This window comes from Bacillus sp. LJBV19, assembly GCF_017797845.1.
GTDB lineage: Bacteria > Bacillota > Bacilli > Bacillales > Bacillaceae > Bacillus > Bacillus velezensis.
In genome coordinates, this window is the sequence record NZ_CP072563.1 from 2298042 (window position 1) to 2321929 (window position 23888).

The 23888-nt window shown below is 48.5% G+C and carries 28 protein-coding genes and 1 pseudogene; 10 read left to right on the forward strand and 19 right to left on the reverse strand.

The annotated features are described in order from the left end of the window. The 3 genes from nhaC to J6600_RS11120 form a co-directional block, all read right to left on the reverse strand. Positions 1 to 1407 (reverse strand): Na+/H+ antiporter NhaC, encoded by a 1407-nt coding sequence (gene nhaC / locus J6600_RS11110; protein ID WP_021494261.1) that lies wholly within the window; start codon positions 1405 to 1407, stop codon positions 1 to 3. A 141-nt stretch (positions 1408 to 1548) separates the two neighbouring features. Continuing rightward, on the reverse strand, positions 1549 to 2976 hold the full coding sequence (gene aspA / locus J6600_RS11115) for an aspartate ammonia-lyase (protein ID WP_003153322.1): 1428 nt from the start codon (positions 2974 to 2976) through the stop codon (positions 1549 to 1551). 37 nt (positions 2977 to 3013) lie between these two features. Further along, entirely contained in the window at positions 3014 to 4003 is a 990-nt protein-coding gene (locus J6600_RS11120; RefSeq protein ID WP_003153321.1) for a type I asparaginase, read from the reverse strand. A 176-nt stretch (positions 4004 to 4179) separates the two neighbouring features. Here J6600_RS11120 and J6600_RS11125 point away from each other — a divergent pair, with 176 nt between their 5' ends. Next, positions 4180 to 4533, forward strand: a complete 354-nt coding sequence (locus J6600_RS11125) for a helix-turn-helix domain-containing protein (protein WP_209387402.1) — start codon at positions 4180 to 4182, stop codon at positions 4531 to 4533. 10 nt (positions 4534 to 4543) lie between these two features. Here J6600_RS11125 and J6600_RS11130 read toward each other — a convergent pair whose 3' ends face one another. Together J6600_RS11130 and J6600_RS11135 are read right to left on the reverse strand one after the other, a co-directional pair. Then, positions 4544 to 5707, reverse strand: coding sequence for a TIGR00375 family protein (locus J6600_RS11130; protein WP_209388346.1), 1164 nt, complete (start codon positions 5705 to 5707; stop codon positions 4544 to 4546). Continuing rightward, positions 5707 to 6261 carry an NUDIX hydrolase gene (locus J6600_RS11135; RefSeq protein WP_003153317.1) on the reverse strand — a complete coding sequence of 185 codons (555 nt, stop codon included), beginning with the start codon at positions 6259 to 6261 and terminating at the stop codon, positions 5707 to 5709. The genes J6600_RS11130 and J6600_RS11135 overlap by 1 nt, the downstream gene beginning before the upstream one ends. Before the next feature lie 78 nt (positions 6262 to 6339). Here J6600_RS11135 and mciZ point away from each other — a divergent pair, with 78 nt between their 5' ends. Further along, positions 6340 to 6462 (forward strand): Z-ring formation inhibitor MciZ, encoded by a 123-nt coding sequence (mciZ, locus tag J6600_RS11140; protein ID WP_003153315.1) that lies wholly within the window; start codon positions 6340 to 6342, stop codon positions 6460 to 6462. Between the two features lie 62 nt (positions 6463 to 6524). Beyond that, positions 6525 to 7445, forward strand: coding sequence for an aldo/keto reductase (locus J6600_RS11145; protein ID WP_025649814.1), 921 nt, complete (start codon positions 6525 to 6527; stop codon positions 7443 to 7445). Between the two features lie 31 nt (positions 7446 to 7476). On the opposite strand, the gene J6600_RS11150 is transcribed toward J6600_RS11145, so the two are convergent. Next, complete coding sequence (locus J6600_RS11150; RefSeq protein WP_007409396.1) at positions 7477 to 7701, reverse strand: YqkE family protein; 225 nt, start codon at positions 7699 to 7701, stop codon at positions 7477 to 7479. A 122-nt stretch (positions 7702 to 7823) separates the two neighbouring features. On the opposite strand from J6600_RS11150, the gene J6600_RS11155 reads away from it, so the two are divergent. Next, a complete protein-coding gene (locus J6600_RS11155; RefSeq protein WP_100262133.1) occupies positions 7824 to 8738 on the forward strand; it encodes an alpha/beta hydrolase in 915 nt (304 codons plus the stop codon). Between the two features lie 39 nt (positions 8739 to 8777). Here the strand turns inward: J6600_RS11155 and J6600_RS11160 are convergent, their stop codons facing one another. From J6600_RS11160 to J6600_RS11180, 5 genes and pseudogenes are all read right to left on the reverse strand, one after another. Further along, a complete protein-coding gene (locus tag J6600_RS11160) occupies positions 8778 to 9017 on the reverse strand; it encodes a DUF2552 family protein (RefSeq protein ID WP_003153307.1) in 240 nt (79 codons plus the stop codon). Further along, a complete protein-coding gene (locus J6600_RS11165) occupies positions 8992 to 9354 on the reverse strand; it encodes an iron-sulfur cluster biosynthesis family protein (protein WP_014305346.1) in 363 nt (120 codons plus the stop codon). The genes J6600_RS11160 and J6600_RS11165 overlap by 26 nt, the downstream gene beginning before the upstream one ends. A gap of 74 nt (positions 9355 to 9428) precedes the next feature. After that, a pseudogene (locus tag J6600_RS11170) lies at positions 9429 to 10394 on the reverse strand (GNAT family N-acetyltransferase); the annotation flags it as partial. Further along, entirely contained in the window at positions 10391 to 10735 is a 345-nt protein-coding gene (locus tag J6600_RS11175) for an antibiotic biosynthesis monooxygenase family protein (RefSeq protein ID WP_007409393.1), read from the reverse strand. The pseudogene J6600_RS11170 and the gene J6600_RS11175, both read right to left, overlap by 4 nt. Positions 10736 to 10747: 12 nt before the next feature. Continuing rightward, positions 10748 to 11218 (reverse strand): GNAT family N-acetyltransferase, encoded by a 471-nt coding sequence (locus J6600_RS11180; RefSeq protein WP_012117908.1) that lies wholly within the window; start codon positions 11216 to 11218, stop codon positions 10748 to 10750. A gap of 215 nt (positions 11219 to 11433) precedes the next feature. Between J6600_RS11180 and J6600_RS11185 the strand changes: the two genes are divergently transcribed. The 5 genes from J6600_RS11185 to J6600_RS11205 all read left to right on the forward strand — a co-directional run bounded on the left by J6600_RS11185 (position 11434) and on the right by J6600_RS11205 (position 14725). Continuing rightward, positions 11434 to 12660 carry a DNA polymerase IV gene (locus tag J6600_RS11185; protein ID WP_103526777.1) on the forward strand — a complete coding sequence of 409 codons (1227 nt, stop codon included), beginning with the start codon at positions 11434 to 11436 and terminating at the stop codon, positions 12658 to 12660. Between the two features lie 15 nt (positions 12661 to 12675). Further along, positions 12676 to 13020, forward strand: coding sequence for a YolD-like family protein (locus J6600_RS11190; RefSeq protein WP_014418300.1), 345 nt, complete (start codon positions 12676 to 12678; stop codon positions 13018 to 13020). Between the two features lie 100 nt (positions 13021 to 13120). Next, positions 13121 to 13327 carry a YqzH family protein gene (locus tag J6600_RS11195; RefSeq protein WP_209388347.1) on the forward strand — a complete coding sequence of 69 codons (207 nt, stop codon included), beginning with the start codon at positions 13121 to 13123 and terminating at the stop codon, positions 13325 to 13327. Positions 13328 to 13400: 73 nt separating this feature from the next. After that, the gene (locus J6600_RS11200; RefSeq protein WP_014418301.1) at positions 13401 to 14471 is read left to right on the forward strand and encodes an AI-2E family transporter; all 1071 of its coding nucleotides are present in this window, start codon (positions 13401 to 13403) and stop codon (positions 14469 to 14471) included. Between the two features lie 86 nt (positions 14472 to 14557). Further along, positions 14558 to 14725 carry a DUF4083 family protein gene (locus tag J6600_RS11205; RefSeq protein WP_129091129.1) on the forward strand — a complete coding sequence of 56 codons (168 nt, stop codon included), beginning with the start codon at positions 14558 to 14560 and terminating at the stop codon, positions 14723 to 14725. Position 14726: 1 nt separating this feature from the next. On the opposite strand, the gene J6600_RS11210 is transcribed toward J6600_RS11205, so the two are convergent. From J6600_RS11210 to J6600_RS11230, 5 genes are all read right to left on the reverse strand, one after another. Next, positions 14727 to 15116: a VOC family protein gene (locus tag J6600_RS11210; RefSeq protein WP_025649819.1), complete on the reverse strand. Its 390-nt coding sequence runs from the start codon at positions 15114 to 15116 to the stop codon at positions 14727 to 14729. Between the two features lie 24 nt (positions 15117 to 15140). After that, positions 15141 to 16100 carry a type I pantothenate kinase gene (gene coaA, locus J6600_RS11215; protein WP_003153290.1) on the reverse strand — a complete coding sequence of 320 codons (960 nt, stop codon included), beginning with the start codon at positions 16098 to 16100 and terminating at the stop codon, positions 15141 to 15143. 75 nt (positions 16101 to 16175) lie between these two features. Further along, positions 16176 to 17525, reverse strand: coding sequence for a D-serine ammonia-lyase (gene dsdA / locus J6600_RS11220; RefSeq protein WP_209387403.1), 1350 nt, complete (start codon positions 17523 to 17525; stop codon positions 16176 to 16178). 16 nt (positions 17526 to 17541) lie between these two features. After that, the gene (locus tag J6600_RS11225) at positions 17542 to 18318 is read right to left on the reverse strand and encodes an SDR family NAD(P)-dependent oxidoreductase (protein ID WP_017418085.1); all 777 of its coding nucleotides are present in this window, start codon (positions 18316 to 18318) and stop codon (positions 17542 to 17544) included. Positions 18319 to 18323: 5 nt separating this feature from the next. Next, positions 18324 to 19283 (reverse strand): MBL fold metallo-hydrolase, encoded by a 960-nt coding sequence (locus J6600_RS11230; protein WP_209387404.1) that lies wholly within the window; start codon positions 19281 to 19283, stop codon positions 18324 to 18326. Positions 19284 to 19679: 396 nt separating this feature from the next. On the opposite strand from J6600_RS11230, the gene proC reads away from it, so the two are divergent. Continuing rightward, a complete protein-coding gene (gene proC, locus J6600_RS11235) occupies positions 19680 to 20519 on the forward strand; it encodes a pyrroline-5-carboxylate reductase (RefSeq protein ID WP_209387405.1) in 840 nt (279 codons plus the stop codon). A gap of 36 nt (positions 20520 to 20555) precedes the next feature. Here proC and J6600_RS11240 read toward each other — a convergent pair whose 3' ends face one another. Genes J6600_RS11240 through J6600_RS11250 form a run of 3 tightly spaced genes read right to left on the reverse strand, consistent with a single transcriptional unit; the run spans position 20556 to position 23822 of the window. Continuing rightward, complete coding sequence (locus tag J6600_RS11240) at positions 20556 to 21302, reverse strand: polyketide synthase (RefSeq protein WP_022553005.1); 747 nt, start codon at positions 21300 to 21302, stop codon at positions 20556 to 20558. A 60-nt stretch (positions 21303 to 21362) separates the two neighbouring features. Beyond that, a complete protein-coding gene (locus J6600_RS11245) occupies positions 21363 to 22610 on the reverse strand; it encodes a hydroxymethylglutaryl-CoA synthase family protein (protein WP_007409381.1) in 1248 nt (415 codons plus the stop codon). A gap of 57 nt (positions 22611 to 22667) precedes the next feature. After that, the gene (locus tag J6600_RS11250) at positions 22668 to 23822 is read right to left on the reverse strand and encodes a cytochrome P450 (protein WP_077722559.1); all 1155 of its coding nucleotides are present in this window, start codon (positions 23820 to 23822) and stop codon (positions 22668 to 22670) included. Positions 23823 to 23888 lie beyond the last annotated feature (66 nt).

Genomic DNA, 23888 nt, shown 5'->3' on the forward strand with positions numbered 1-23888 from the left:
CTAACCCAATTTTTGAGATTGCAAGGATTTTTCTTTCGTGTACCAAATGAATTTCCCCGTGTATCCGTACAATATTGCCAGTCCGATAGATACAAAACTGAGCCACATGAACGGCAGATAAGAAAATGTGGATACGCCGAGAATGCCGGCCATATAGATGCCGTTATCAGACCACGGCACCATCCCTGAAGTAAGCGTGCCGCCCACCTCTGCGTTCCGGGATAAAACTCTTCTGTCAAGTTTCAGTTTATCATAACTGTTCTCCATGATTTTCGGCGTCAGAATCAATGACACGTACATCGCACAGCCGAAAATGTTTCCTAAAAGGGCGACGATCAATGTCGAAAGCGTTACATTTCCCGGTGTGGTCAGCTTTTTCTCAAAAGTTGAGACAATCACTTTTAATACGCCGAGCTTCTCAAGAATTCCTCCGAAACCAAGACCGAACAGGATAACGACTAACGTATCCAGCATACCGGTAATGCCTCCGCGGTTTAACAGGCCGTTTAAAAATTCGACGTCCGTTTTAATAGAAAAACCATTATAAGCAGTTGCGATGGCACTGGCAAAATTCATTCCCTGAAAGACGGAAGCCCAGATTGCGCCAAGCAAAGCACCGATGATAATAACGGGCATAGACGGCTTTTTCAAAATCAGAAGGACAACGACGACAACAGCAGGAATGAGCATCCATATATGAATGTCAAACGTTTTCTGCAATGAAGATTTTAAAAATTCCACTTTGTCGAGATCAATATTTTTTCCGCCGTATATAAATCCCGTTACGGTAAATAGAATGGCCGTAATAATATAGGACGGAATTGACAGATACATCATCGCTCTGACGTGTGACAGCACATCCACCTTAGAAAGCGTGGAGGCAAGCACCGTACTGTCAGACAGCGGTGAAAGCTTGTCTCCGAAGTAAGCGCCGGACAAAACGGCTCCCGCTACGATCGGAAGCGGTATACCCATTCCCTCTCCGATGGCAATCATGGCGATCCCCGCTGTACCCACGGTTCCCCACGACGTTCCGGTCGCAACGGACATAACGGAACAAATAACCAGTGTAGCAAGCAGGAAAACATGAGGATTAATAAACTCTAAACCATAATAAATTAACGTCGGCACAACGCCGCCGGCAATCCATGTCCCGATGAGCGCACCGACCGAAACAAGAATCAACACCGCTTCAAGACCGTTTGATATCCCGGTGACAATCGAATCCTGCAAGTCTTTATATGAATATCCCAGCCTGACTCCGAGAATAATAGCGAAAAACCAGGATATTAATAGAGCTAGCTGGATCGGCAGGTCTAAAAACACTGTGAACGATAAGACAAGTGCTAAAAACCCGAATAATAAGATAATAATTTCCAATAAATTTGGCAATCTGGCCTCTTTCACAAGAAAATCCCCCTAGAAGAAAAAAGCTAAAACGCTTTCATCAAATGATATAACAAATTATACTATACTGCCTCATCCCTTTGTATGGCAACCGCCTATTCACTAAAAAACGTGAAAAGGCGGCTGTTGTTGCTTTAAAATTTATTTTTCTAATAGATCTTTTCCGGCAATTCCCGGTTTTGTCATTTCATACGGATTCAAAATGATATCCAATTCTTCTTCTGTCAGTACATCATTTTGAAGGCAAAGATCTCTTACAGATTGCCCCGTCATGATTGCTTCACGGGCAATTCGCGCAGCCGCTTCATACCCGAGGTGCGGATTGACCGCTGTAATGACGCCGACGCTTTTTTCCACGTATTGCTTCAGACGTTTTTCGTTGGCTTCAATTCCCGCCAGACAATGATCGGTAAATGAACGGAACCCGTTATTCATGATGCTGATGGATTGAAGCAGGTTAAATACAAGTACCGGCTCCATTACGTTAAGCTCCAGCTGGCCCGCTTCTGAAGCGAGGCAGATCGTATTGTCATTCCCGATGACCTGGAAGGCGATTTGGTTGATCAGCTCTGCCATTACAGGGTTGACTTTCCCAGGCATAATGGATGATCCCGGCTGACGGGCGGGCAGTGAAATTTCCGCAAGTCCCGCGCGCGGACCTGAAGCCATTAAGCGCAGATCGTTGGCGATTTTCGACATGTTCATCATGCATACTTTCAACGCGGCTGAAACTTCCGTATACGCATCAGTGTTTTGTGTGGCGTCAACCAAATGGCCGGCGCCGACAAGCGGCAGTCCGCTGATGTCAGCCAGGTGCTTCACAACCTGTTCTATGTAGCGCGGATCGGCGTTAAGCCCCGTACCTACGGCCGTTGCCCCCATGTTTACTTCATACAGATGCTGGCGGGATTGTTTAATTCGCTTTATGTCACGCTCAAGCACGCGGCTGTATGCTTCAAATTCCTGTCCGAGACGGATCGGCACAGCGTCCTGAAGGTGTGTGCGCCCCATTTTAATGACAGAATCAAATTGTTTCGCTTTATCTTTAAAGACACTGAGCATATGCGCCATCGTATCAAGGAGCTTATCCAAAAGTTTCAAGGTTGAAATATGGATTGCCGTCGGGAACACGTCGTTCGTCGATTGTGACATGTTGACGTGTGTGTTCGGGCTGAGGTGAATGTATTCACCTTTTTTATGGCCCATGATTTCAAGAGCCCTGTTGCCGATTACTTCGTTGGCATTCATGTTCATGGACGTTCCGGCTCCCCCTTGGATCGGATCGACGATAAATTGGTCATGCCATTTTCCCTCAAGAATTTCATCTGCGGCCTGTACAATCGCATTTCCGATTCCTTCATACAGCCGTTTTACATCCATGTTGGCAAGCGCCGCCGCTTTTTTGACGATGGCGAGCGCATTAATCATTTCTTCGTGGATGCGGTATCCGGTAATCGGAAAGTTTTCTTTCGCGCGCAGCGTTTGTATTCCGTAATACACATCAGCTTCAATTTGTTTTTCTCCGAGGAAATCTTTTTCCTGACGATATTCTTTTTGCGCGTTTGTCATGCTAAAACCCTACTTTCTCTTTGTGGTAGTCATGTTTTTACAGTACAACGTCGTCTGCGATCGGTGTCTCCATAATGTTTTTGACTTCAGCCAAGTTGTGAGACTGGCCGAGCGCCCACATTAATTTCGGCACGATGGCTTCCGTGTTCATATTTCTGGAGCGGATAATGAGATCTTGATTGACTCTTCGGCCGACTTCATAGACGCTCATGTCCTCTCCTTCTTCAAGACATTGTGTCGTAATGACGACGACAATGCCGCTTTCAATCATTTCATTGACTTTGGCGAGAATGTCTCTTCCTTCAAACGGCACGCCGCCGCTGCCGTAGCTTTCAATGACGATTCCTTTGTACATGCCCTTTAACGCGTCAAACATTTCCGGTTTCAGCCCCGGGTGGAGCTTGAGCAGGCACACGTCCGTGCAAAGTGAAGTATTGACCGTAAAAGCATCGTCTTTTGGCATGTGCACTTGTTTGTTATATTCAATTCCGTTTTCGGTAATAAACGCGATATACGGATAGTTAATGCTCTCAAATGCATCATAGCTTTTCGTTCTTAATTTAATGGCGCGTGTGCCTTGAATGACTCTGCCGTCAAATACGACGTATACGCCGCCCACCCCTTCACATGCGAAGCGGATCGCGTCCGTGATATTTTTTTTGGCATCGGTTTTTTGAAATGTAATCGGGATTTGCGAACCCGTAATGACGATCGGTTTATCAGCATGCTGAAGCATATAAGACAGTGCCGCTGATGTATAAGCCATTGTGTCTGTTCCGTGCGTAATGACGAACCCGTCATATGCGTCATACTTTTCTTTGACAGCATTTGCGATTTCGGCCCAGTATTCAGGCTGCATATTTGTGCTGTCGATGTTCATTAACGAATGGGTCTCCATCGTGTAATCGTTATCAAGTTTTGATACGTAGGTTAACAATTCGTCTGCTTTCACCCCGGGTGCAAGCCCGTTTTCTCCTTCGACTGAGGCGATTGTTCCTCCGGTTGTTAACAGCAATAATTTTTTCATACCCTGCACCTCTTCATCCATTTCTCAAGATGTGTTAAGCATTCGCTTTTCGCATACTTTTAATCAAATTATAGACAGACGAATGAAATTAATCAAGTGATTATTATTCAATTCGCGTACACTTTTGCATATCGATATGATATAATTTGCTCAAGTGAAAAGGAGCGGTTTTGAATATGAATTTAGATCGTTTAACTGAACTGAGAAAAAAGAAAAATTGGTCTCTTCAATATACGGCTGATCGTCTCGGCATCGCCAAAAGCACGTACGCCGGGTATGAATCAGGATACCGGCGGCCGTCATTCGAGGCACTGGGCACGCTTGCCGATCTGTTTGACACGACGTGCGACGATTTACTGGGGCGCACTGAAAAAAAGGCGGAGCCGTTTGCCCAGACCATCGAATTAACAAACGCCGCACAAGGCCGCGGCACACTGACCGTTGACGGACAGCCGCTGAATCAGGATGAAATCATCGAATTGATTGCGTTTGTCCGCACGAAAAAGAAGGTGCAGGAGGAGCTCCTCTAAAAACCGGCTTTTACGGCTTGATTCGGCCGTACGTCCCTCCGCCCCCGGCCTCAAGGACAAGCTGCCCGGTGCGCGCTTTATGAATGACAGCCGCTATTTTAGGCTGGACGACACTCGCCAATTCCTCTTCTTGCGCCTGATGTAGAATCGCCATCTCCGTCCCGAAAGCCCGCTTCAGTTTTTCTAACGTTTTCGGCCCGACGCCGGGAATGAACTGCAGCGGGATTTGATGAATATACGGCGGCCGCGGCACGCGGCTTTTTTTCGGGCCGCTCAGTTCCTCCAACCGTTCACTGACCCCTTTTGTCATTGTTTTCCCCCCGCACTCCGGACATGTGGAAGCTCCTTTTTCAACCGGGCTGCCGCAGCGGTCGCAAGCCGTCCGGTAATACTTCCCGAGCTTCGGGTTCAGCCCGTAATTCGCCGTGATTTTTCTTCCGTCCTTCCCTTTTAAAGCCAGCGAAAATTCCGTGAAATTCGCTTCTTTAAGAAGCATTTCATTATATTCTCTGCCGATTTTTCCTAAGGAATGCGCATCAGAATTTGTTAAAAATGTATACGGATCAAGTTCCGTTACCCGCGAAGCCATGTCGGTGTCGCAGCTTAACCCGAGTTCCGCCGCATCAATGAGCGCCGGGTCGAAAACTTCTGTCAAAGAAGATCTGACCCCTTTTCCGTACAGGCTTTTATGCGGGGTGAACATATGGGCGGGAATAAACAGCCCGCCCAATTCCTTTGTTTTCCTCTGAAGATTCAAACCGGTTTCATAAATGCGCTGGGAACTGAGATGGATATTTTTAAGCCTTTTTGCGAGCCACTCAGAAAACATCTTCATTTCGGCAAGAGACGGCATAAAGACGAGAACGTGAATCGGCCCGCGGCATGTGTGATCATAGATTTCAAGCTCACTGCCCAACAGAAGCGTCGTATTCCGATACCGGATGCCGCCTTCTTTCAGCTCACGGTATCCGCCTTCATCAATTCCGCGCTCGATTTCTTCTATGACTTCCGGGGAATGGCAGTCGATGATGCCCAATAGTTCAATTCCCTTCCCCTCACTGGCTTCTTCTAAAATCCGGTGCAGCGTCAACGTTTTGGCCCCGGTGATTTTGACCGGTTTTCCCGTATAGGTGCGGCCGATATGAATATGCAGATCCGCATAGATGGTTTTCATCATTTTTCCTTCAGCGCTTCTTTCAGCTGGAGATACTGAATCGCGTACGCCGTTTTTGCGTCATACACCCTGCGGGATTCAATCAGCTTCACGGCCTCTTCAAGCGTGACCTGCATGACTTCGACAAATTCATCCTCATCCAGCTCTCGTTTTTCTTCCAGCGGCGAAAGCCCTTCCGCAAGAAAGAGATGCACGATTTCATCAGCAAACCCGGGTGATGTATAAAAAGCGGTGATTTTCGTCAAGGTTTCCGCCGTATATCCCGTTTCTTCCTCGAGCTCTCTTAACGCCGTATGTTCCGGCTCTTCTCCCTTTTCAAGCTTCCCGGCCGGAATTTCAACGATTGTCCGTTCCAGCGGCTTCCTGAACTGGTTCACCAAAATGATTTTTCCTTCCTCGGTCACCGCAAGTACGGCCACCGCTCCCGGATGTTTGACGATTTCCCGCTTGCTTGTTTTTCCGTTCGGGAGCTCTACATCCTCTAAGTAAAGATCTATGACTTTCCCGTCATACAGCTTTTTTTTCGCAAGTGTTTTTTCTTCTAAATGTTTCATCATGTCATCTCCCGTTCTGTCTCTCTATTATGCCTCATATATTTTATCATACATGCATGAGAGGGAGGTGCTTTTCGATTGAAGGTGTACCGGAAGGATAAGAGTATCGTATTGGTCGGAAAGGCGTGGGAAGTGCGGGCTAAACTGAAAGAATACGGACGGACATTCCGCTATGTCGGAGATTGGATCACCGGGCCTTAACAGTTGAAAACTTCGCGCCTTTATATTACGGTCAATAAAAGACTATAAAAAGGAGCGAAACGATGAGAAAACGCACACTGGGACATTCTGATTTAGAAATAAGCGAAATCGGGCTCGGCTGTATGTCGCTGGGTACGGATAAAGCTAAAGCGCTGTCTATTTTGGATGAAGCGATCGAGCTTGGAATCAATTATTTAGATACCGCTGATCTTTATGATTTCGGCAGAAATGAGGAAATTGTCGGGGAGGCCGTCAAAAACCGCAGGCACGACATCATTTTAGCCACGAAAGCCGGAAACCGCTGGAATGATGATAAAGACGGCTGGCATTGGGACGCTTCCAAAGGATACATAAAAGAAGCGGTCAAAAACAGCCTGCGCCGACTGAAAACGGACTATATCGACCTTTATCAGCTGCATGGCGGCACGATGGAAGACCATATTGACGAAACGATCGAAGCTTTTGAGGACTTAAAACAGGAAGGTGTCATCCGGTATTACGGCATTTCCTCGATTCGTCCGAATGTTATTAAAGAATATGTGAAAAAATCAACTATCACCAGCGTTATGATGCAATACAGCCTGCTGGACCGGCGCCCCGAGGAGTGGCTTCCCCTTTTAGAGGAGAACGGAATCAGCGTAGTCGCAAGAGGGCCTGTCGCTAAAGGGCTTCTTACGGAAAAACCGCTTGATCAAGCGGCTGCAAGCGTAAAAGAGAACGGCTATTTAACATATTCTTTTGCAGAACTGGCAGAAACCAAAAAAGCGATCAGCGCTGCCGCACCTGACTTAAGCATGACGGAGCTTTCTCTTCAATACTTGCTGTCACAGCCGGCCGTCGCTTCTGTCATCACCGGAGCCAGCTCACTTGAGCAGCTGAGAGAAAACTGTTCGGCTGCAGAGGCCCGTCGTTTAAGCAGCCAGGAAATCAAAGCCCTGCAATACCATACAAAACGGGACGTATACGAAGCCCATCGTTCTTAACAATAAAACCGGCACCTTTTCAGATGCCGGTTTATTTATATTTGTGCCAATCGAGACTGCTTTCATTCAGCAGCTCTTCAAAGCTTTTATGTTTTTCTTTTTCTTTTCGTTTTCTGATTTGTTCCGCCTTTTGCTGCGCCTGCTTTTTCTCGTCTTCTTCCTTCAGCTCACTTTTCATTTGCAAAAGCCTGGCCTTCAGATCTTCCTCCAGATCGTCTTTTAAGCTGTGTTTTTCTTTAGGCAGCTGCTTTTTCATCATTACGCCCCCCGTATCTGAATATGGTGAAGCAAGTGTACCACGGAGCGCCGGAGGCCGGCAACGTTCACGGTCCCAAAAAGCCGGAGGAAGGATTTTTCATATTAAAGGAGGGTGCCTGTGTGAAAAAATGGCTGGCGGTGTTCGGTTCGGCTTGCGCAGTCTTTTTGGCTGCCGGATTCGCTTTTACGAATCTGATTATGTTTATGAAGAAAAAGACGGATGAAGATATCATGAAAAAAGAAACGGCGGACGGGTATGATAGATTTGATTCCTTTCAGGCCATGGAAAAAGAAGAGGCCGTCATCCTGTCACGCCACGGGTATGAGATCAAAGGCTTTTACGTCGCCCCGCATCATACGGCAAACACCATGATTATTTGTCACGGCGTTACCGTAAATTCGTTCAATTCATTGAAATACATGGATTTATTTTTAGATTTAGGCTGGAATGTGCTCGTATATGACCACCGCGGGCACGGAAAAAGCGGCGGCAGAACGACGAGCTACGGCTATTTTGAAAAAGATGATTTGGAAGAAGCCGTGAATTGGGTGAGACACAAAACCGGAGACGGCGGTCAAATCGGCATCCACGGGGAATCGATGGGAGCGGTGACGGCCTTATTATACGCGGGCGGGCATCAGGATGAAAACGGCGCTGATTTTTATATTGCGGACTGTCCGTTCGCAAGCTTTCGCGATCAGCTCGCCTACAGGCTGAAGCGGGAGTTCCGGCTGCCTTCGTGGCCGCTTCTGCCTTTGGCTGATTTCTTTTTGCGGATGAGAGAAGGATACCGTATCCGTGATGTATCTCCTCTATCGGTTATCAGCCGTATCCGGCAGCCCGTGCTGTTTATTCACAGTAAGGAAGATGATTATATACCTCCCGCTTCTTCCGAATTGCTGCACCGCAGAAAACGCGGCCCTAAGATGCTCTATCTGGCCGAATCGGGCGGGCATGCCATGTCGTACACCAAAAATCCGGAGAGCTACCGCAAAGCCGTTCAAACCTTTTTAGATACCATGACGCAAACGTAAAAAAGCGAAAGAACGTATGCTGGTTCTTTCGCTTTCCCGTCATAAAACGTCGGTAATCCCGTCCATATTTTCTCCGATCCAGTCAATGGCGAGGTCGATTGTCGTAAACTCCTGCGCTTTGAAGGTCATCTCATCCTGAAGTAGCCAGACATCCTTCTGAACGGATTCAGCGCCTCCGATGGACCAGTGCAGCAGACTGTACGGATGGTTGTTGTTCAAAAAGGATACCCACGTTTTATGCTGTGCCGTCTGTTTAATGGCTTTCAGCTTTTGATTCACTTTCCGTTTCTCCCTGCTTTACTAATATGCTCATTCTCGGGCTCAGCATCTCTGCCGGGCTTTTTAAGACGAGCGTTTTTGCCTTTTCATTGTAATCGATTGTCATTTCCTCGTCAAAAAACACTTTTTGTGAGGTCTGGATGTAAAGCGGAAGTCCGTTGGTTTCAATAGCTTCGCATTGTCCCGTTAATTCGTCCGCCAGCCAGATGGTCGGCACGCCGCTCACCGCGCACCCGCAGCCTTCTGCGTCATAGCGGAGCTGCGCTTTTTTCCCCGGGTTGGCGTCCATCGCCTGCTGAAGTGTGTGTTTCGCCGCATCCGTCACATGTATTTGCATAGATGATCCTCCGTTTTTCATTTTCGCCATTGTAGCATACCGAGCCGCTGTATGCATTGTTTCTGCTTTCTTTACAGCAGCCCGCTCTCCCAGACCTTTGCCTCTTGTTCAGCCGCCTTGATCCAGTCATTTTTCCCTTCACTATACTTTGCCGTATCGTATGGGTATGTCTCAGCGAGGTGCCGTTTCAGTTCCATGTATTGAGCCGCTTTTTCAGGCTTTGCAGTGAGGTAATCCCGGAACAGCAGATGACGCTTCACGTCCGGATGGCCTGTTTCGTATATGTGGACGTGGTGTGTGCGCTTGTTGCCGCCTTTTTGAAAGAAACGCCGGCCCTCTATCCCGTTTTCCCCTTTCGCCTCATAGCCGAGCGCTTCCAGCTGCGGACTGAATCGGTCGGCATCCAAAATATCTTTGACCTCCGCCAATATATCAATGACGGGTTTGGCGGCCATCCTCGGGATGGAGGTGCTGCCGATGTGGCTGACAGAATGAAGTGCTGGGCCGAAGATTCGGATCAAGTCCGCCTTCTCTCTTTCAAACATTTCTTTCCATTCCGGCTTGTACGGAACAACTTCCGCTTTCCTCTTCGGATAAAGATGAAAAAACGAGAGGGTCAGCCCTTCCGGCGTCTCAATCTGTCCGGCTTCCGTGAACCCGGTTTTTAAATAGAGAGAGACTGCCGGAACGTTTTGGCTGGCGGTAGCCGCCTCTATTTTTTGAGCGTCTCGGTTCTCGTCTATCACAAATTGAAGAAGCGCCCGTCCGATTCCTTTCCGAAAGGCGGACGGGTGCACCGTCAGCCTGCATATGACAAGGTCATATCCCTTTTTTTCATACGAAATGACGCCTGCAAGCTGATCTTTTTCCTTGAAACCGGCAAACGTCTCCCGTGACCGCTGTATATCATCGGGTGTTTCATGCAGGGCGGGAATGCCGAAAAAGCCGATCAGCTCGGCTTCTTTTTGATAAGAGCAGCGCTGAACCGCCGCAATTTCCCGCGCGGTCTGTTCTTGTGTATGCTGTAAAAATGTAATCAATCTTCCGCCCCTTTTGACGCAAACATCCGCTGTGACTCCGTCTTCGTAATGCGGACCGCGTACGCTTCATACCAGGCGCTTTTTCCTTTTTGTTTTGCCGCCTGGTGGTCCGTATGATCTTTCCACCTTTTAATCGCCTCCAGGCTGTCCCAGTAGGAAACCGTGATGCCGCAGCCGTTTTCCTCCCGAACGCTTTCCGCGCCTAAAAAGCCCGGCTGTCCGCCTGCCAAATTCATCATGCGCTCTGCCGTATGTTCATATTCCTCATCATATTTTCCCTTTATTGATGAAAAAATGACCGCATAATAGGGCGGTTTGGGCGTGTCAGCTAAAAAACCCATATTCATCCCCCTCTACATATATTTCACAAACAGAATCCGGTCTTCTCCCGGGCCGTCATAATTCGCAAAAACAGGGATTCCGTTTACGGTTTTGGTTCCTTTTTCAGCTTCAAAGCCTAATTTTGTATGATAAGCGATTGATACTTTATTGACAGGCGCCGTCACGCAATTGACTTTTGTGCAGCCCCTTTTCTTCACCGTCTCCATAAATCGGTCGTAGAGCTGTTTTCCAATTTGCATTTTTCTGAAATCCGGATGCACACCGGAAAAATGAATGTAGGCTGTCTCAGGGTCTGATTGTGACTGAAAACCGATTAAAAAACCGGTCATTCCCTCCGGCCCGTACGTGATAAAGCTTGTGTCCTGAAAATGTTCAAAAAACAAGCGCGGCAGTTTGTCTTTCATCTGCCTGCCGCCCCACCATTCATTCAAAACAGACGTAACCATTTCATAGTCTTCAGAGGTAATTGTTCGAATATCCATTATCGATTGACTCTCCTTTTCGTCCGGCAAAATGAATGTCAGCTCTTCTCATTGGAATATAAAAAATTATATGTGGGTTGTTTGCAATTGTAAATGATTTCTTTTCAAGCAAACGAATCAGCACGCCTTCCAGCCGGGGAATGATTTACCAGTATAAACGTGATCATTGTTCGGGTACAATGAAAAACAGAACAAATGTTCCCGGAGGTTTTTTTATGGCTGATATTCTTCTTGTAGATATGCAATCGTTTTATGCGTCTGTGGAAAAAGCGGAAGCGCCTCATCTCAAAAACCGGCCCGTGATTGTCTCGGGAGATCCCGAAAGACGCAGCGGCGTCGTGCTTGCGGCTTGTCCGCTCGCCAAACGATACGGCGTAAAAAATGCCGAACGGCTGTGGGAAGCGCAGGCCAAATGTCCCGACGCCGTTATTGTCCGTCCGCGGATGCAGCGGTATATTGATGTATCCGTCATGATTACCGAACTGTTTGAACGGTATACCGATCTTGTAGAACCCTACTCCATCGATGAGCAGTTTCTCGACGTGACCGGAAGCAGGCGGCTGTTCGGTGATCCTTTTACAATTGCCAAAAGCATTCAGCAAGCGATTATGCGTGAATTCGGAATTTATGCCCGTGTCGGCATCGGGCCGAATAAGGCGCTCGCGAAAATGGCTTGCGACCATTTTGCCAAAAAAAACGCATCCGGCATTCACAGATTGGATATGTCAAATATCAGGCAGGATTTGTGGCCGCTGCCGGTCGGAAAATTATTCGGCATCGGAAAACGGATGGAGCATCATTTAAGACGGATGGGCATCAGCACAATCGGCGGGCTTGCCGGGCACCCCGCCGAACTGCTGAAAAAACGCTGGGGCATTAACGGCGAATTGCTTCAGCGGACAGCCCGCGGCATCGATCCCTCTCCGGTCACCGTCAACACGCACAGCCGGCAAAAAGCGATCGGCCATAACATGACCCTCCCGAGAGACTACAGCCGCTTTGAGGATATCAAAGTCGTGCTGCTGGAGTTAAGCGAAGAAGTGGCCCGCCGCGCCCGTTTCAAACAATACATCGGCCATACGGTTTCGGTCAGCATCAGAGGCGCTGATTTTGAATTCCCTTCAGGTTTTCACAGACAGAGAAAGCTGGTCTCTCCGACTAATTTCGGAATGGATATTTTTAAAGCGGCGGTCAAGCTCTTCAAAGAGCATTGGAACGGTGAGCCCGTCCGCAGCGCCGGCGTCTCCCTTTCCCAGCTGGAGCCTTGTGATTATGTTCAGCTGAGCCTGTTCGATGCCCAGGAAAAAAAGATCAGTCTCGGCAAAGTATTGGATGATATTCATGAGCGGTACGGCCCTGCGTCGCTCCTCCATGCCGCTTCGCTGACAGAGGCCGGCCAAGCCTTTCACCGGGCTGAAAAAATCGGCGGGCATTACAAATAATTTGAGGTGATATACATGAATCCGAACAAATTAACACCCGGGTATAATGTCATGTGGGAATCAAGCCGGATGATGCTGCCCGAACATCGGGAGCAGCTGCTTGCGAAAAAACGAAAAGAACGGGAATTCCGGCCTCCGGAACTGAGCGAAGAGCAACTGAACGACATGAACCGCATCATTGCGGCGTCAATTAAAGAAGACAGGGCCATTTCGGTCACCTACGCTTCCGCACACGGCCCCCGCCGCTTTTGGGGATGGGTAAAACAAGTGATGCATGACGAAAAACGTTTAAAAATCATAAACGATGAAGATGCGTTAACGCTGCCGTTTCATCGTATTCTCTCAGCTGAATTGGAATAAAAATCCTACCCCGGCCTGACAGAAAATATGATAGAAGAGTGGGAGGATCACATGATATTTAGTAGAATAAAGATGAATGACAAGAATAGGAGAATATATGATGGATCAATTTATAGAAAAAATGCTGGGACAAGCCCTCCGCCAGTATGGACGGAATGTGTCGACAGATCCGCTGAGCCCCTATGAAAAACAGAGTTTAAAAAAAGCTTTAGAAGAAAGAAGGAATGAAGAACCCGATGAGGTTCTCCATGCCCATGTAGAAGATATTATCTACGATTACGTCACCAATCAGGGGCAGTTTTCCTGACACGGACGTTTATGCACCGGGCGATAAGGGAAACGTCCGAGAGTAAACCCTTAAAGATTGCGTGGTGCAGGATATGCCTGTCGGGCCTTATTTCAGGATCGGCTATGCCGTTCTTCTGTTATTTCTCATCATTTATCTCGGAACATTAATAGACTTTTTGTTCCAGCCTGTTGTGATTACGGTTAAAACCTTGTTTCCGCCTATTGTATTATCGGGCGTCCTTTACTATTTGTGCCGCCCGCTCGTCAGAGTGCTGCATGCGAAATTAAAGCTGCCCGAAGGAATCGCGATTTTAGCGATTTATGCGGGAACAGCCGGCCTTTTTGTCCTCTTCCTTTATACGGCGGGCCCTGCCGTTCAAAAACAGTTTACAGCCTTCACAGATCATATTCCGGAGCTTTCCGCAAAAGCTGAAAATTGGATCGGGCATCTTCAGGACAGCAAATGGTTTTCCCGGCTTCAGCATGGGGATTCCTTCAAAAAATTAGCAGACAAAGCCGCAAATTATTCCGGTTCAATCGCTGATTCTCTCAGCAGCCTGGCCGGTACGGCTGCCAATGCCGCCATCACCGCCGCCATTATTCCGTTTGCGCTGTATTACATGTTAAAAGAAGGACACAAAGCCCCCCGGCGACTGCTGCGGCTTCTTCCGGAAAAACATCAAAAAGAAGGAAAACAAATCCTTCGGGACATGGATGAAGCTCTCAGTTCATACATACAAGGACAGCTGCTCGTCAGTTTTTGTGTCGGCGTTCTCGTCACAATCGGCTATTTTATAATCGGGCTCGATTATCCGCTCGTTCTGGGCGCGTTCGCCATGGTGACAAACCTGATTCCGTTTATCGGGCCTTGGATCGGCACATTTCCCGGAGTCATTGTCGGATTGTTCGATTCACCGACCGAGGCGGTGCTGGTGATTACGGTCGTCGTCATTGTCCAGCAGCTTGAAAGCCAGCTGATTTCCCCGCAAATTATGGGACGGAAGCTGGACATTCACCCGCTGACCATTATTTTTCTTCTGCTTGCCGCCGGCAAATTCTCAGGGATTGCCGGGATGCTGCTGGCCATTCCGGGATATGCGGCCGCAAAAGTGGTCATAAGCCACATGCAGAAACTATTCATTCTCAGAAAAACACAAAGCTAGGACTGATTCATCCCCCATGTCTTCACATCGGTCAAAATGCAAAAACGGCGGGCTGAAGAAGCCCGCCGCACACGGAGGTAAAAAAGATGAACATCGGTGATATCATTTTTCAATTGATTTCATTTATTGCAGCCGCGGTTTTCCTGTTTGCCGTGATATACGTATTCAGAAGCTTGAACAAGCGCCGCATACAATTGGACAGAATCGAAAAGAAACTCGACGCGCTGCGCGAAGAAAGAAACGAAAAGTTATAGTTCATTCAGAAGCAGGAGCAACGAGCTCCACTTTTATCCGATCCGGGTCCTCCGTGTATACGGCGTAATGCGCGCTTCCGCCTGCATATGGATGGCGGTCCCTGTAAAGCACGGGGCATCCTCTGGCAAGCAGCTTTTCTGTCATCTCGTCAACCTGCTCTCTTGATGCAGCATGAAAAGCCAGATGGTTCAGCCCGACCCGGCATCTGTGGTACTCCGGTGTTAAAAAACGCTCCTCTGTCTGTACAAGCACAACATAAAATCCTGCGTTTTTCCAGCTGATGCCGGAGTCCCAATTTTGAAATTCCCTATAACCGAGCTCACCTAAAAACCATCCCCAAAACCGGGCGGAGGCTTTCAAGTCAGATACATACAACTCAATATGATGTATCATAATATTCGCTTCCTCCTCACATCACACCCGCCTTACCAGCACCTCTTCAACTTTATGGCCATCACCTTTTCTCAAAATCAAATCCGATCTGAATTTTGTCGGCAGGATATTTTCATACAGATTCGGACGGTTGACGCTCTCCCAAATGGAGGCGGCCATGGTATCCGCTTCTGCATCAGACAAATCCTTAAATTTATGAAAATAAGAAGCCGGATCCTGAAAAGCGGTTTCTCTTAAGAGGCGGAAACGCTCCAAATACCACGTGAAAATCCGGCTTTCTTCGGCATCCACATAGATCGAAAAATCAAAGAAATCGGATACAAAAATCCGCGGATCTTCCCTGTCGTCCTCTAATGTAGGCGACTGCAGGACATTGATTCCTTCGATAATAACGATATCCGCACCTTCGACAACCTCGACGGCGCCCTCTTCCCTGTCATACGTAAGATGGGAGTATACGGGCGCCTCCACTCTCTCTTTCCCTGACTTTATATCGTTCAGAAACTCAAGCAGCGCTTTCACGTCGTAGCTTTCCGGGAATCCCTTTCTGGACAGAAGGTTTTTCCTTTTTAATTCCGCCGTCGGATACAAGAAACCGTCGGTTGTCACCAGGCTCACCTTCGGCCTGTCCGGCAGACGGGAAAGAAGCTTTTGCAAAATTCTCGCCGTCGTGCTTTTGCCGACGGCGACGCTGCCCGCGATTCCGATGATAAACGGGATTTTCGCTGAATGCGGATGCTTCAGAAACACATTGACATGCTGATTCCGTCTTGCGGCAGACGTGACATGAAGATGGAGCAGACGCACAAGCGGAATGTAAATCGTTTCTACTTCTTCCACCGACAGGTAGTCATTCAGCCCTTCTACGGCCTTGGCTTCTTCCTCTGAAACGGCAATGGAAAGATGGCCGCCGAATCCGGCCCACGACTCGCGGCTGTGCTGCGTATACAATGTATGTAAGTTCAATTCTTTACTTTTCACAATTCACACCAATCTCTCTGTATGGCTTTCCGATAAAAAAACAAACGCTTACAAAGATTGTAACGGAAAACCGCTTCACTGTCTGCCCATTTTTTTCACAAATGAGGAACCGATCCGGCTGTACTCTTCCATTTCCTCCTCCGGAACCATGCTTCCGCCGGTGCTCCACACAAGGTGCACGGCATTTTCCATCTCAAGCCCCCGTTCTTTTATATAACGGTTTCCGGCTTCGGTCTGAACAAACTTGACGGCTCCGGCCATACCGGCGAGTGCAGAGGGTTCAAGGCTCTTATTCTCGGCCGCTCTCAATTGATAAAGCAGCGAAAAAAGCGTGCCGTCATCGGCGGTATAACAGCCGCTGAGTATAGGTTCCATCAGAGGGCCGGCCAGTCCGGACGGCCTTCCCACCGCAAGTCCGTCGGCGGCCGTTTGATTATCAAGACCGATATCCTGCACGCTGATTCCGTCATGCAAGCCGGAAAACAGTCCTAACAGCATACACGGTGAATGCGTCGGCTCACCGAAAAAAATATGGACATGCTCGCCATAGATCAGCTTTAGCGCAAGCGCGACGCCGCCCGGGCCTCCTCCGACCCCGCACGGCAAATAAACGAAAAGCGGTTCATCTGCATCAGGCTTTATGTTCATTTGAACGAGCTGCTTTTTCACACGGCTTCCCGCAACGGCATACCCCAAAAACAGATCCCGGGAATGCTCATCATCAATAAAATAACAATAAGGGTCCTGCTTCGCCTGCATGCGCCCCTCTTTGACAGCCAGACTGTAGTCTGCTTCATATTCGATGACGCGAACCCCCTTTTCCCGGAGCAGCTCCTTTTTCCACTGCTTTGCGTCACTGGACATATGAACGGTCACACAAAAGCCGAGCTTCGCGCCGATTATGCCGATACTCAGACCTAAATTGCCCGTAGAGCCGACGGCTATAGAGTATTTTGAGAAAAAAGCGGTAAACCGTTCTTCAGTCAATATGCTGTAATCGTCGTCTGCTGAGAGCATTCCCGCTTTTACCGCGAGGTCTTCGGCATGCTTCAGCACTTCATAAATCCCGCCGCGCGCTTTAATAGAACCGGAAATCGGAAGTTCGTCGTCGCATTTCAAAAGCAGACGCCCGGGGAAAGCCTGAGCGGCGCTGTGTTCCAGATGCTTCTTCATTTCATTGACCAAGACAAGCGGAGATTCAATGAGGCCTCCCTCCGCTTCCGTCTCCGGAAAAGCCGACGCGATATAAGGCGCAAACCGGCGCAGCCTTTCTTCCGCTTCGGCAATCTCCTGTTTCCATTCAGCACCATGCTTTACTGGATCATCGGTTTTATGCGGGTTGATCCAAAATACTTCACGCGCCTCCGCCATTTTCCTGACGAAAGGCTCTGCCATCAATGCCTTGTGTATATCCCGGTCGGACATTCCTTTTTCCCCCTTGTTACTTTTTCTTTAATGCGCGGCCGGCCAGTTTTTCTGTAAACGATGGGAAAAGCTGATACAGCTTCGTCCCGAGGCTCATCCATCGCGGAAGATTCATTTCCCGTTTATCCGTCAGAATCACGGATGTAATGCGCTCTGCCACATGGTCGGCATCAAGCATCCATCTGCCGACGCTTTTCACATAACCGCCCTCTTTATCTGCAATTGTAAAGAAGTCTGTTTTGATCGGACCGGGATTAACCGTTGTCACAGCTACACCCGTACCGGCCAGCTCAAGCCGCAGCGCATTGGAATACCCTAAAACGGCGTGTTTCGTAGCGGAATAAAGGCTTGATTTCGGCGTCGCCAATTTGCCGGCCTGTGAGGCGATATTGATAATATGGCCGCTTTTCGCATGAAGCATCACAGGAAGACAGGCCTTCGTACAGGCGATTAATCCGAAGACGTTGACTTCAAACATTGCCTTCATATCATCCAAAGATGAATCAGCGGCCGTTTCAAAAATGCCGAAGCCGGCGTTGTTGATTAATACGTCAACATGACCGATCAAACGCCTTACGTTTTCAGCCTCTTCTGCATGCCGGACGTCAAACGGAATGACATCACACTGTCCGCCGCGCGCGGTAATCGTTTTTTTCACTTCCTGCAAGCGGTCCTCCCGCCTCGCGGATAAAAAAACATGAGCTCCTTCTGCCGCGCAGGAATATGCAAGCCGTTCTCCGAGTCCGCCGGATGCTCCGGTGATCCAAATCCGCTTATCCGTTAATCTGCCCATTTCCTTCACCCCTTCACAGCTTTAAACATCAGAGTGTTCCCCGACTGAAAGGATACAGCCTTCCCTTCGGCGGCCAGCACGTCAAGATGGCCGATCGTTTCTGACATCGTTAAAAACATTTCATTTTCATAAACAGCCGGAAACAGCCGCCGGCATACCTGGAAAGCCGTCAGCGTATCCTCTGACAACAGGCGCAGCACATATTCCGACCGGTTTCTCTGTTTTTCAAGCCGCCTGTCAAAAGCAGGCTTTACGTCTGTCAGCAGATCGCCGTGTCCCGGATATAATAAGGACGGGTTTACGTCATACAGCCGCTTCATTGAGTTCAAGTAGTCGAGCATCGGGGCCGCGCGCACGCCCCCCTTTTCCGGAGCTTCCAGAATCGGATTGGTGGAGCTGTTGGACAAAAGCAGATCGCCGCTGAACATTTCACCGCTTTTTTCATGGTAGAGCGCAATGTGAGAAGCGGCATGGCCCGGGATTTCGAGCACCGTCCAGCCGTTAAGCCCGTCAATTTTTCCGCCTTCTCCCACTGTTTTCGTTAACGGACGGTTTGCAGAAAATAAGTATGACAGCTTAACTGTTTTATGTATGTCTTCAGGCGTCAGGGGAACGTCCATTTCAGTCATAAGCGACAGGAAAAAGTCCTCCTGCCGGGCGATATACGACTGATCCTGAGTAATGTACCTGTCATTCAGCGGATGCCCTATTACTTCCGTATCCTCGGAAAAAAGGTGCAGCAGACCTGAATGATCTGCGTGATGATGAGTGAGCACCACCTGTTCTATATCCGCCGCAGAAACCCTGTGTTCCTTAAGCTGCAATGAGAGCGATTCAGCCGCTTCCTTTGTATTCGGGCCGCAATCAATAAGGGTTAAGGCTTCATCTTTTACTAAATAAACGATAACGTCGCCGACTGCAAACGGAGTCGGCACACGTATCGGAATGATCTTTCTCGCTGCCATGTTTACGCTCCTTCGTTCTTTTCATTCCTGAATAATCATATTTTAGCGTTTTCTTTTCACTGTGTCATTATTGCCGCATATCGGAAAAAAAGATTGACATCCCGCTCTTGCGCATAGCATAATGAACAACAAACTAGAAAACACGGAACGCGATGACGAGGAACTAGTATATAAACAACGGCAGCAGAGAGCAATGTCCCCGGCTGAAAGACATTGCGGCCCTCTTGTTTACAGAACCTGCCCTCAGAGCGGTTAGGAAAACCTAAACGTACCCCCTCGTTACGGGATTTGAGCTGAGCACGGCTGATTCGTGCTAATGTAAGGTGGTACCGCGAAACCTTTTCGTCCTTTTTGACGGGAAGGTTTTTTTGTGTTTTGAGAAGAAGGAGGATTTATATGAAGAAAATCGGTTTTATCGGGGCCGGATCAATGGCGGAAGCAATGGTGAACGGACTGCTGCTAAGCGGAATGACAGCCCCCGGACATATATATATGACAAACCGCTCAAATGACAGCCGGCTTGAAGAGCTCCAAAAAACGTTCGGAGTGAAACCGTGCCGGGATAAAGAAGAGTTTTTCAGCAATACCGACATTATCGTTCTCGCCTTTAAACCGAAAGATGCGGCAGAAAGCATTGAGAACATTCGCGAATACGTGAAAGATCAGCTTGTGATTTCTGTCATCGCAGGGCTGACGATTCACACGATTCAGCAATATTTCGGCAGAAAGCTCACCATCATCCGGGCGATGCCGAATACATCCGCGGCCATTCAGCAATCGGCGACCGGTTTTTCCGCAAGCTCCGAGGCGAGTGAAGCTGAAATCCGGACGGCAAAAGAGCTTCTGGAAACAATCGGAGAAGCGACGCGCTTTGAAGAAAAACACCTTGATGCCGTCACAGCCATTGCCGGAAGCGGTCCCGCCTATGTGTACCGGTATGTCGAAGCGATGGAAAAGGCCGCCCTTCAAGCCGGCCTGCCGGAAGAAACGGCAAAAGAGCTGATTTTACAAACCATGGCCGGGGCGACGGAAATGCTCAGAACAAGCAGCAAACGGCCTGAACGCCTGCGCAAGGAAATCACAAGCCCGGGCGGCACGACTGAAGCAGGCCTTCGCGCATTAGAAGAGCGCCGCTTTGAAGAAGCCATCATGCACTGCATCGCAGAAACCGCAGCCCGGAGCGCCGAAATTAAAGAACAATTCGCAGGCTCCGTTCTGCAAAAGACGGATCAGTGATAAAGCATGGGGCTTCCCATGCTTTTTTCATTCTGTTTAACTGCCGTATAAGCGGCTGATTCTCTCTTTTACTTCAGGAAGATGGAATGTGGCTTCGTGCATGTTCACCTCTTCCTCAACCGCTTTTGTCAGCTCTCTTTTCATCCGTGCGGTCACATTGGTTTTCAGCGCAACCAGTGAGGCTCTCGGTTTATCCGCCAGCAGCCGGGCCAATTCGCGGCCTCTTTGAAGGACGTCTTTTTTCGGCAGCACTTCAAACGGAACTCCCCGTTTTTCCAGAGCGGCGCCGCTGAAGTTCGCAGCCGTAAACAGCATTTCTTCCCCGAGGACAATTCCCAGTTTTTCAGGCACAATATACGTCGCGCCCATTCCCGGTGTAAATCCGTACTTCATATAATTACAAGAATAAAAACTCTCCCTGCTTAAAATCACGAAATCCGAGCTCAGACCGATCGTAAAACCGGCTCCGATCGCATGCCCCTGCATGACGGAAATCACGGGAATCCTGCAATCCAATAAAAGACTGTGAAGCTTTAAATCTGTAAATTGGAGCTTTCCGCTCTGAATGGTCAAAAGCCCCTCCTGCGTTCCTCCCGTGCAGAAATAATTTCCGTAACCCGTCAGAAGGACGGTTTTATAGGACGGATGGGCATTGATGTCTTGGAATACCCGGTGCAGCTCTCTGACAAACTCTTCTGACAGCCCGTTTTTCCCGGCCGTATCCTGCATTGTGACCTGCACAATGCCCGGTTCTGTTTCCTGTACATCAATCATTGGATTCATGTTTATTCTCCGTTTCTTTAAAAATACTCAAAGCCTTTCCGACTCTGAGTGTTTCTGATATTAAGTCGTCCATTCATACTTTCTGTGAAACTCTTTTATTTCAGTCAGCACCAATCGTGTTTTTCCTTGATGCGCATTCGGGATGTCTGCTGCTGGCGCGGCATTTCTTGTGCCGAATTTTACGATGCCGCTGTCTTGGAGCAGCCGGTCATAATCAGCCATCGATAAACGGACGCGTTCATCCAAATGCCGGCTGATCTGAAATTGATTCTGCCGCGTCCGGCTTTGCGGCATAACGACACCGCTGTAAAATTCAGAGCAGCAGCCCGAACCGTATGAAAAACAGCCGACGCGTTTCGGCGTTTCAAAAGAGCCGTTATCAATCGTGCTGGCAAGAGATAAAAATACGGTGGCCCCCATGATGTTGCCGACGCGCTGGCAGTATTGAATCCCAGGCAGCACGCGTTGCTGAAAATCCGCTTCAATGTCTTGCGGCTTAGCCTTTGCCAATTTTCTCATCATCGTCCGATGCGCTCCTTTTACCATTCCGCCAAACGGAGTATGAAAAGAAAGGTATTGAAATGTATTCTTATAATCCGCCCCGCTCACACGCTTTCGGTATTCCTGAAATGATTTTTCACAGCAGTCCAAATAAGACATGAGCGACAGATCAGCATCCCCCGCTTCACTATCCGGAATCGGGCGGCAGGTATCCATGACTTCATACCCGTAATACCCGCTTGCGCCTTGATCAAGCAAAAAGACATGAGGGGTGCTGCTGACTAAAAGCGCCACAGCTCCCGCCCCCGCACTCGGTTCGGCATAGGACCATTCCTCCGTCAACGCGTCACCGCCTTCAGCCACTAAAAAGCGGGAAATATCCGTTCCGATGATGAGCGCTTTCGCTCCCGGCGATGTTTGCGATAAGATGAAATTCACGCCCATTTGAAACCCGGCCGTTAAAGAATAGCAAGCCTGTTTCACCTCAAATAACCGGCAATTCCGCTTCAGCTGCAAATAATCATGGACATATGTACTGATGGATTTGCCAAAATCAATCCCGGATTCCGTACAGGTAATCACCATTTCAATCTGATTCCGTTCCTCTTCTGACAGAGAGTCGATAATCGGTTTTGCGGCATTTACGGCGAACGTAATCGGATCTTCAAACGGAAGCGCCACCACTTTTTCTTTCATCAGCAGGTTCTCAAACCTTTTTTTATCCAGGTTCCGATGTTCCGCAAGCTCCATGACGTCTACATACGCGGTTCCGCCAAACACGTTCATTGCTTCGATTCCTACATTCATTTCTCCAAGCCCCCAGAGTAAAGAGGCTTCCTGTGGAAGCCTCTTTTATTTTTTCGTTCAAAACTCAACAAGCAGCCTGTCAACGCCGTGAAATACAGGGCTCGGAACCAGATTCGGCTCTTGATCCTCAGTAAAACGCCATGCGGGCATCTGTTCAAAAAAGTGGGAAAGCGCGATTTTCGCTTCAAGCCGGGCCAGCGGCGCTCCTAAACAATAATGGCTGCCCTGACCGAATGACAGATGCTGATTCGGCTTTCGTCCCAAGTCAATCTGATCGGCATTTTCAAACTTCTTTTCATCTCTGTTCGCCGATCCAATCCACGCATACACTTTTTCTCCGGCCGGAATCGTTTTTCCGCCAATCTCGCTCTCAACCGCGGTGTAGCGGGTTACCCGCTGAATGGAAGGTCTGAGGCGGATGACTTCCTCAATAAAGTCAGGAAGGAGCGCCTTATTTTCAAGCAGCCGGGGCAGAATGTGCGGGAACTCCTTGAGACTGAGAAATGAATTTCCGATCACATTTTCCGTCGTTACGTGCCCCGCGACGATCAACAAGCCGCAAAAACCGATTAATTGCTTGTCTGACAGCGGCTCTCCGTCTAAATCAGCTGCAATTAAATGGCTGATTAAATCATTTTGCGGCTGTTTTCTCCGCTGTAAAATAAACTGCATGAAGTATCCGATCATCTGCTTTTGCACTTCATTCATTTTCTTTTCATCTTTTACATTCTGGCTTTGGTCGACCCAGCTTTTAAAGATATCCCTGTCTTTCGGAGGGAATCCTAGAAGCTCTGCGATCACGATAATCGGAAGCGGAAATGCGTAATCTTCAATAATGTCCATCCTGCCTTTTGAACGGACGGCCTGAAGCAGGTCATCAGCGATAGCGGCTATACGCGGTGCAAGAGACTCAACCGATTTCGGCATGAACGGCTGATTGACCAATTTTCTGAAGACGGTGTGTTCAGGCGGGTCCATTTTCAAAAGGCTGTCTTTGTTAATATGCCGGATCATTTTTTCCTGCTTGTCCGCACTTAAGTATTTATGATCGGAAGAAAAATGACTGTAGTCAGAAATCACCCGCTTCACTTCATCATAGGTGAAGATTTCCCAGCAATCTTCCTTTTCATTGTAATGAACGGGAGAGGTTTCTCTCATCGTTTGGTACCACTTGTACGGCTGCTGCTGTCTGATTTTTGTTAAACTGGTCATTTTCATTCCTCCAAGATGTGATCAAGATTTGAAATGACCCGCCGAAGCTTACGAGTAAACCCGGCG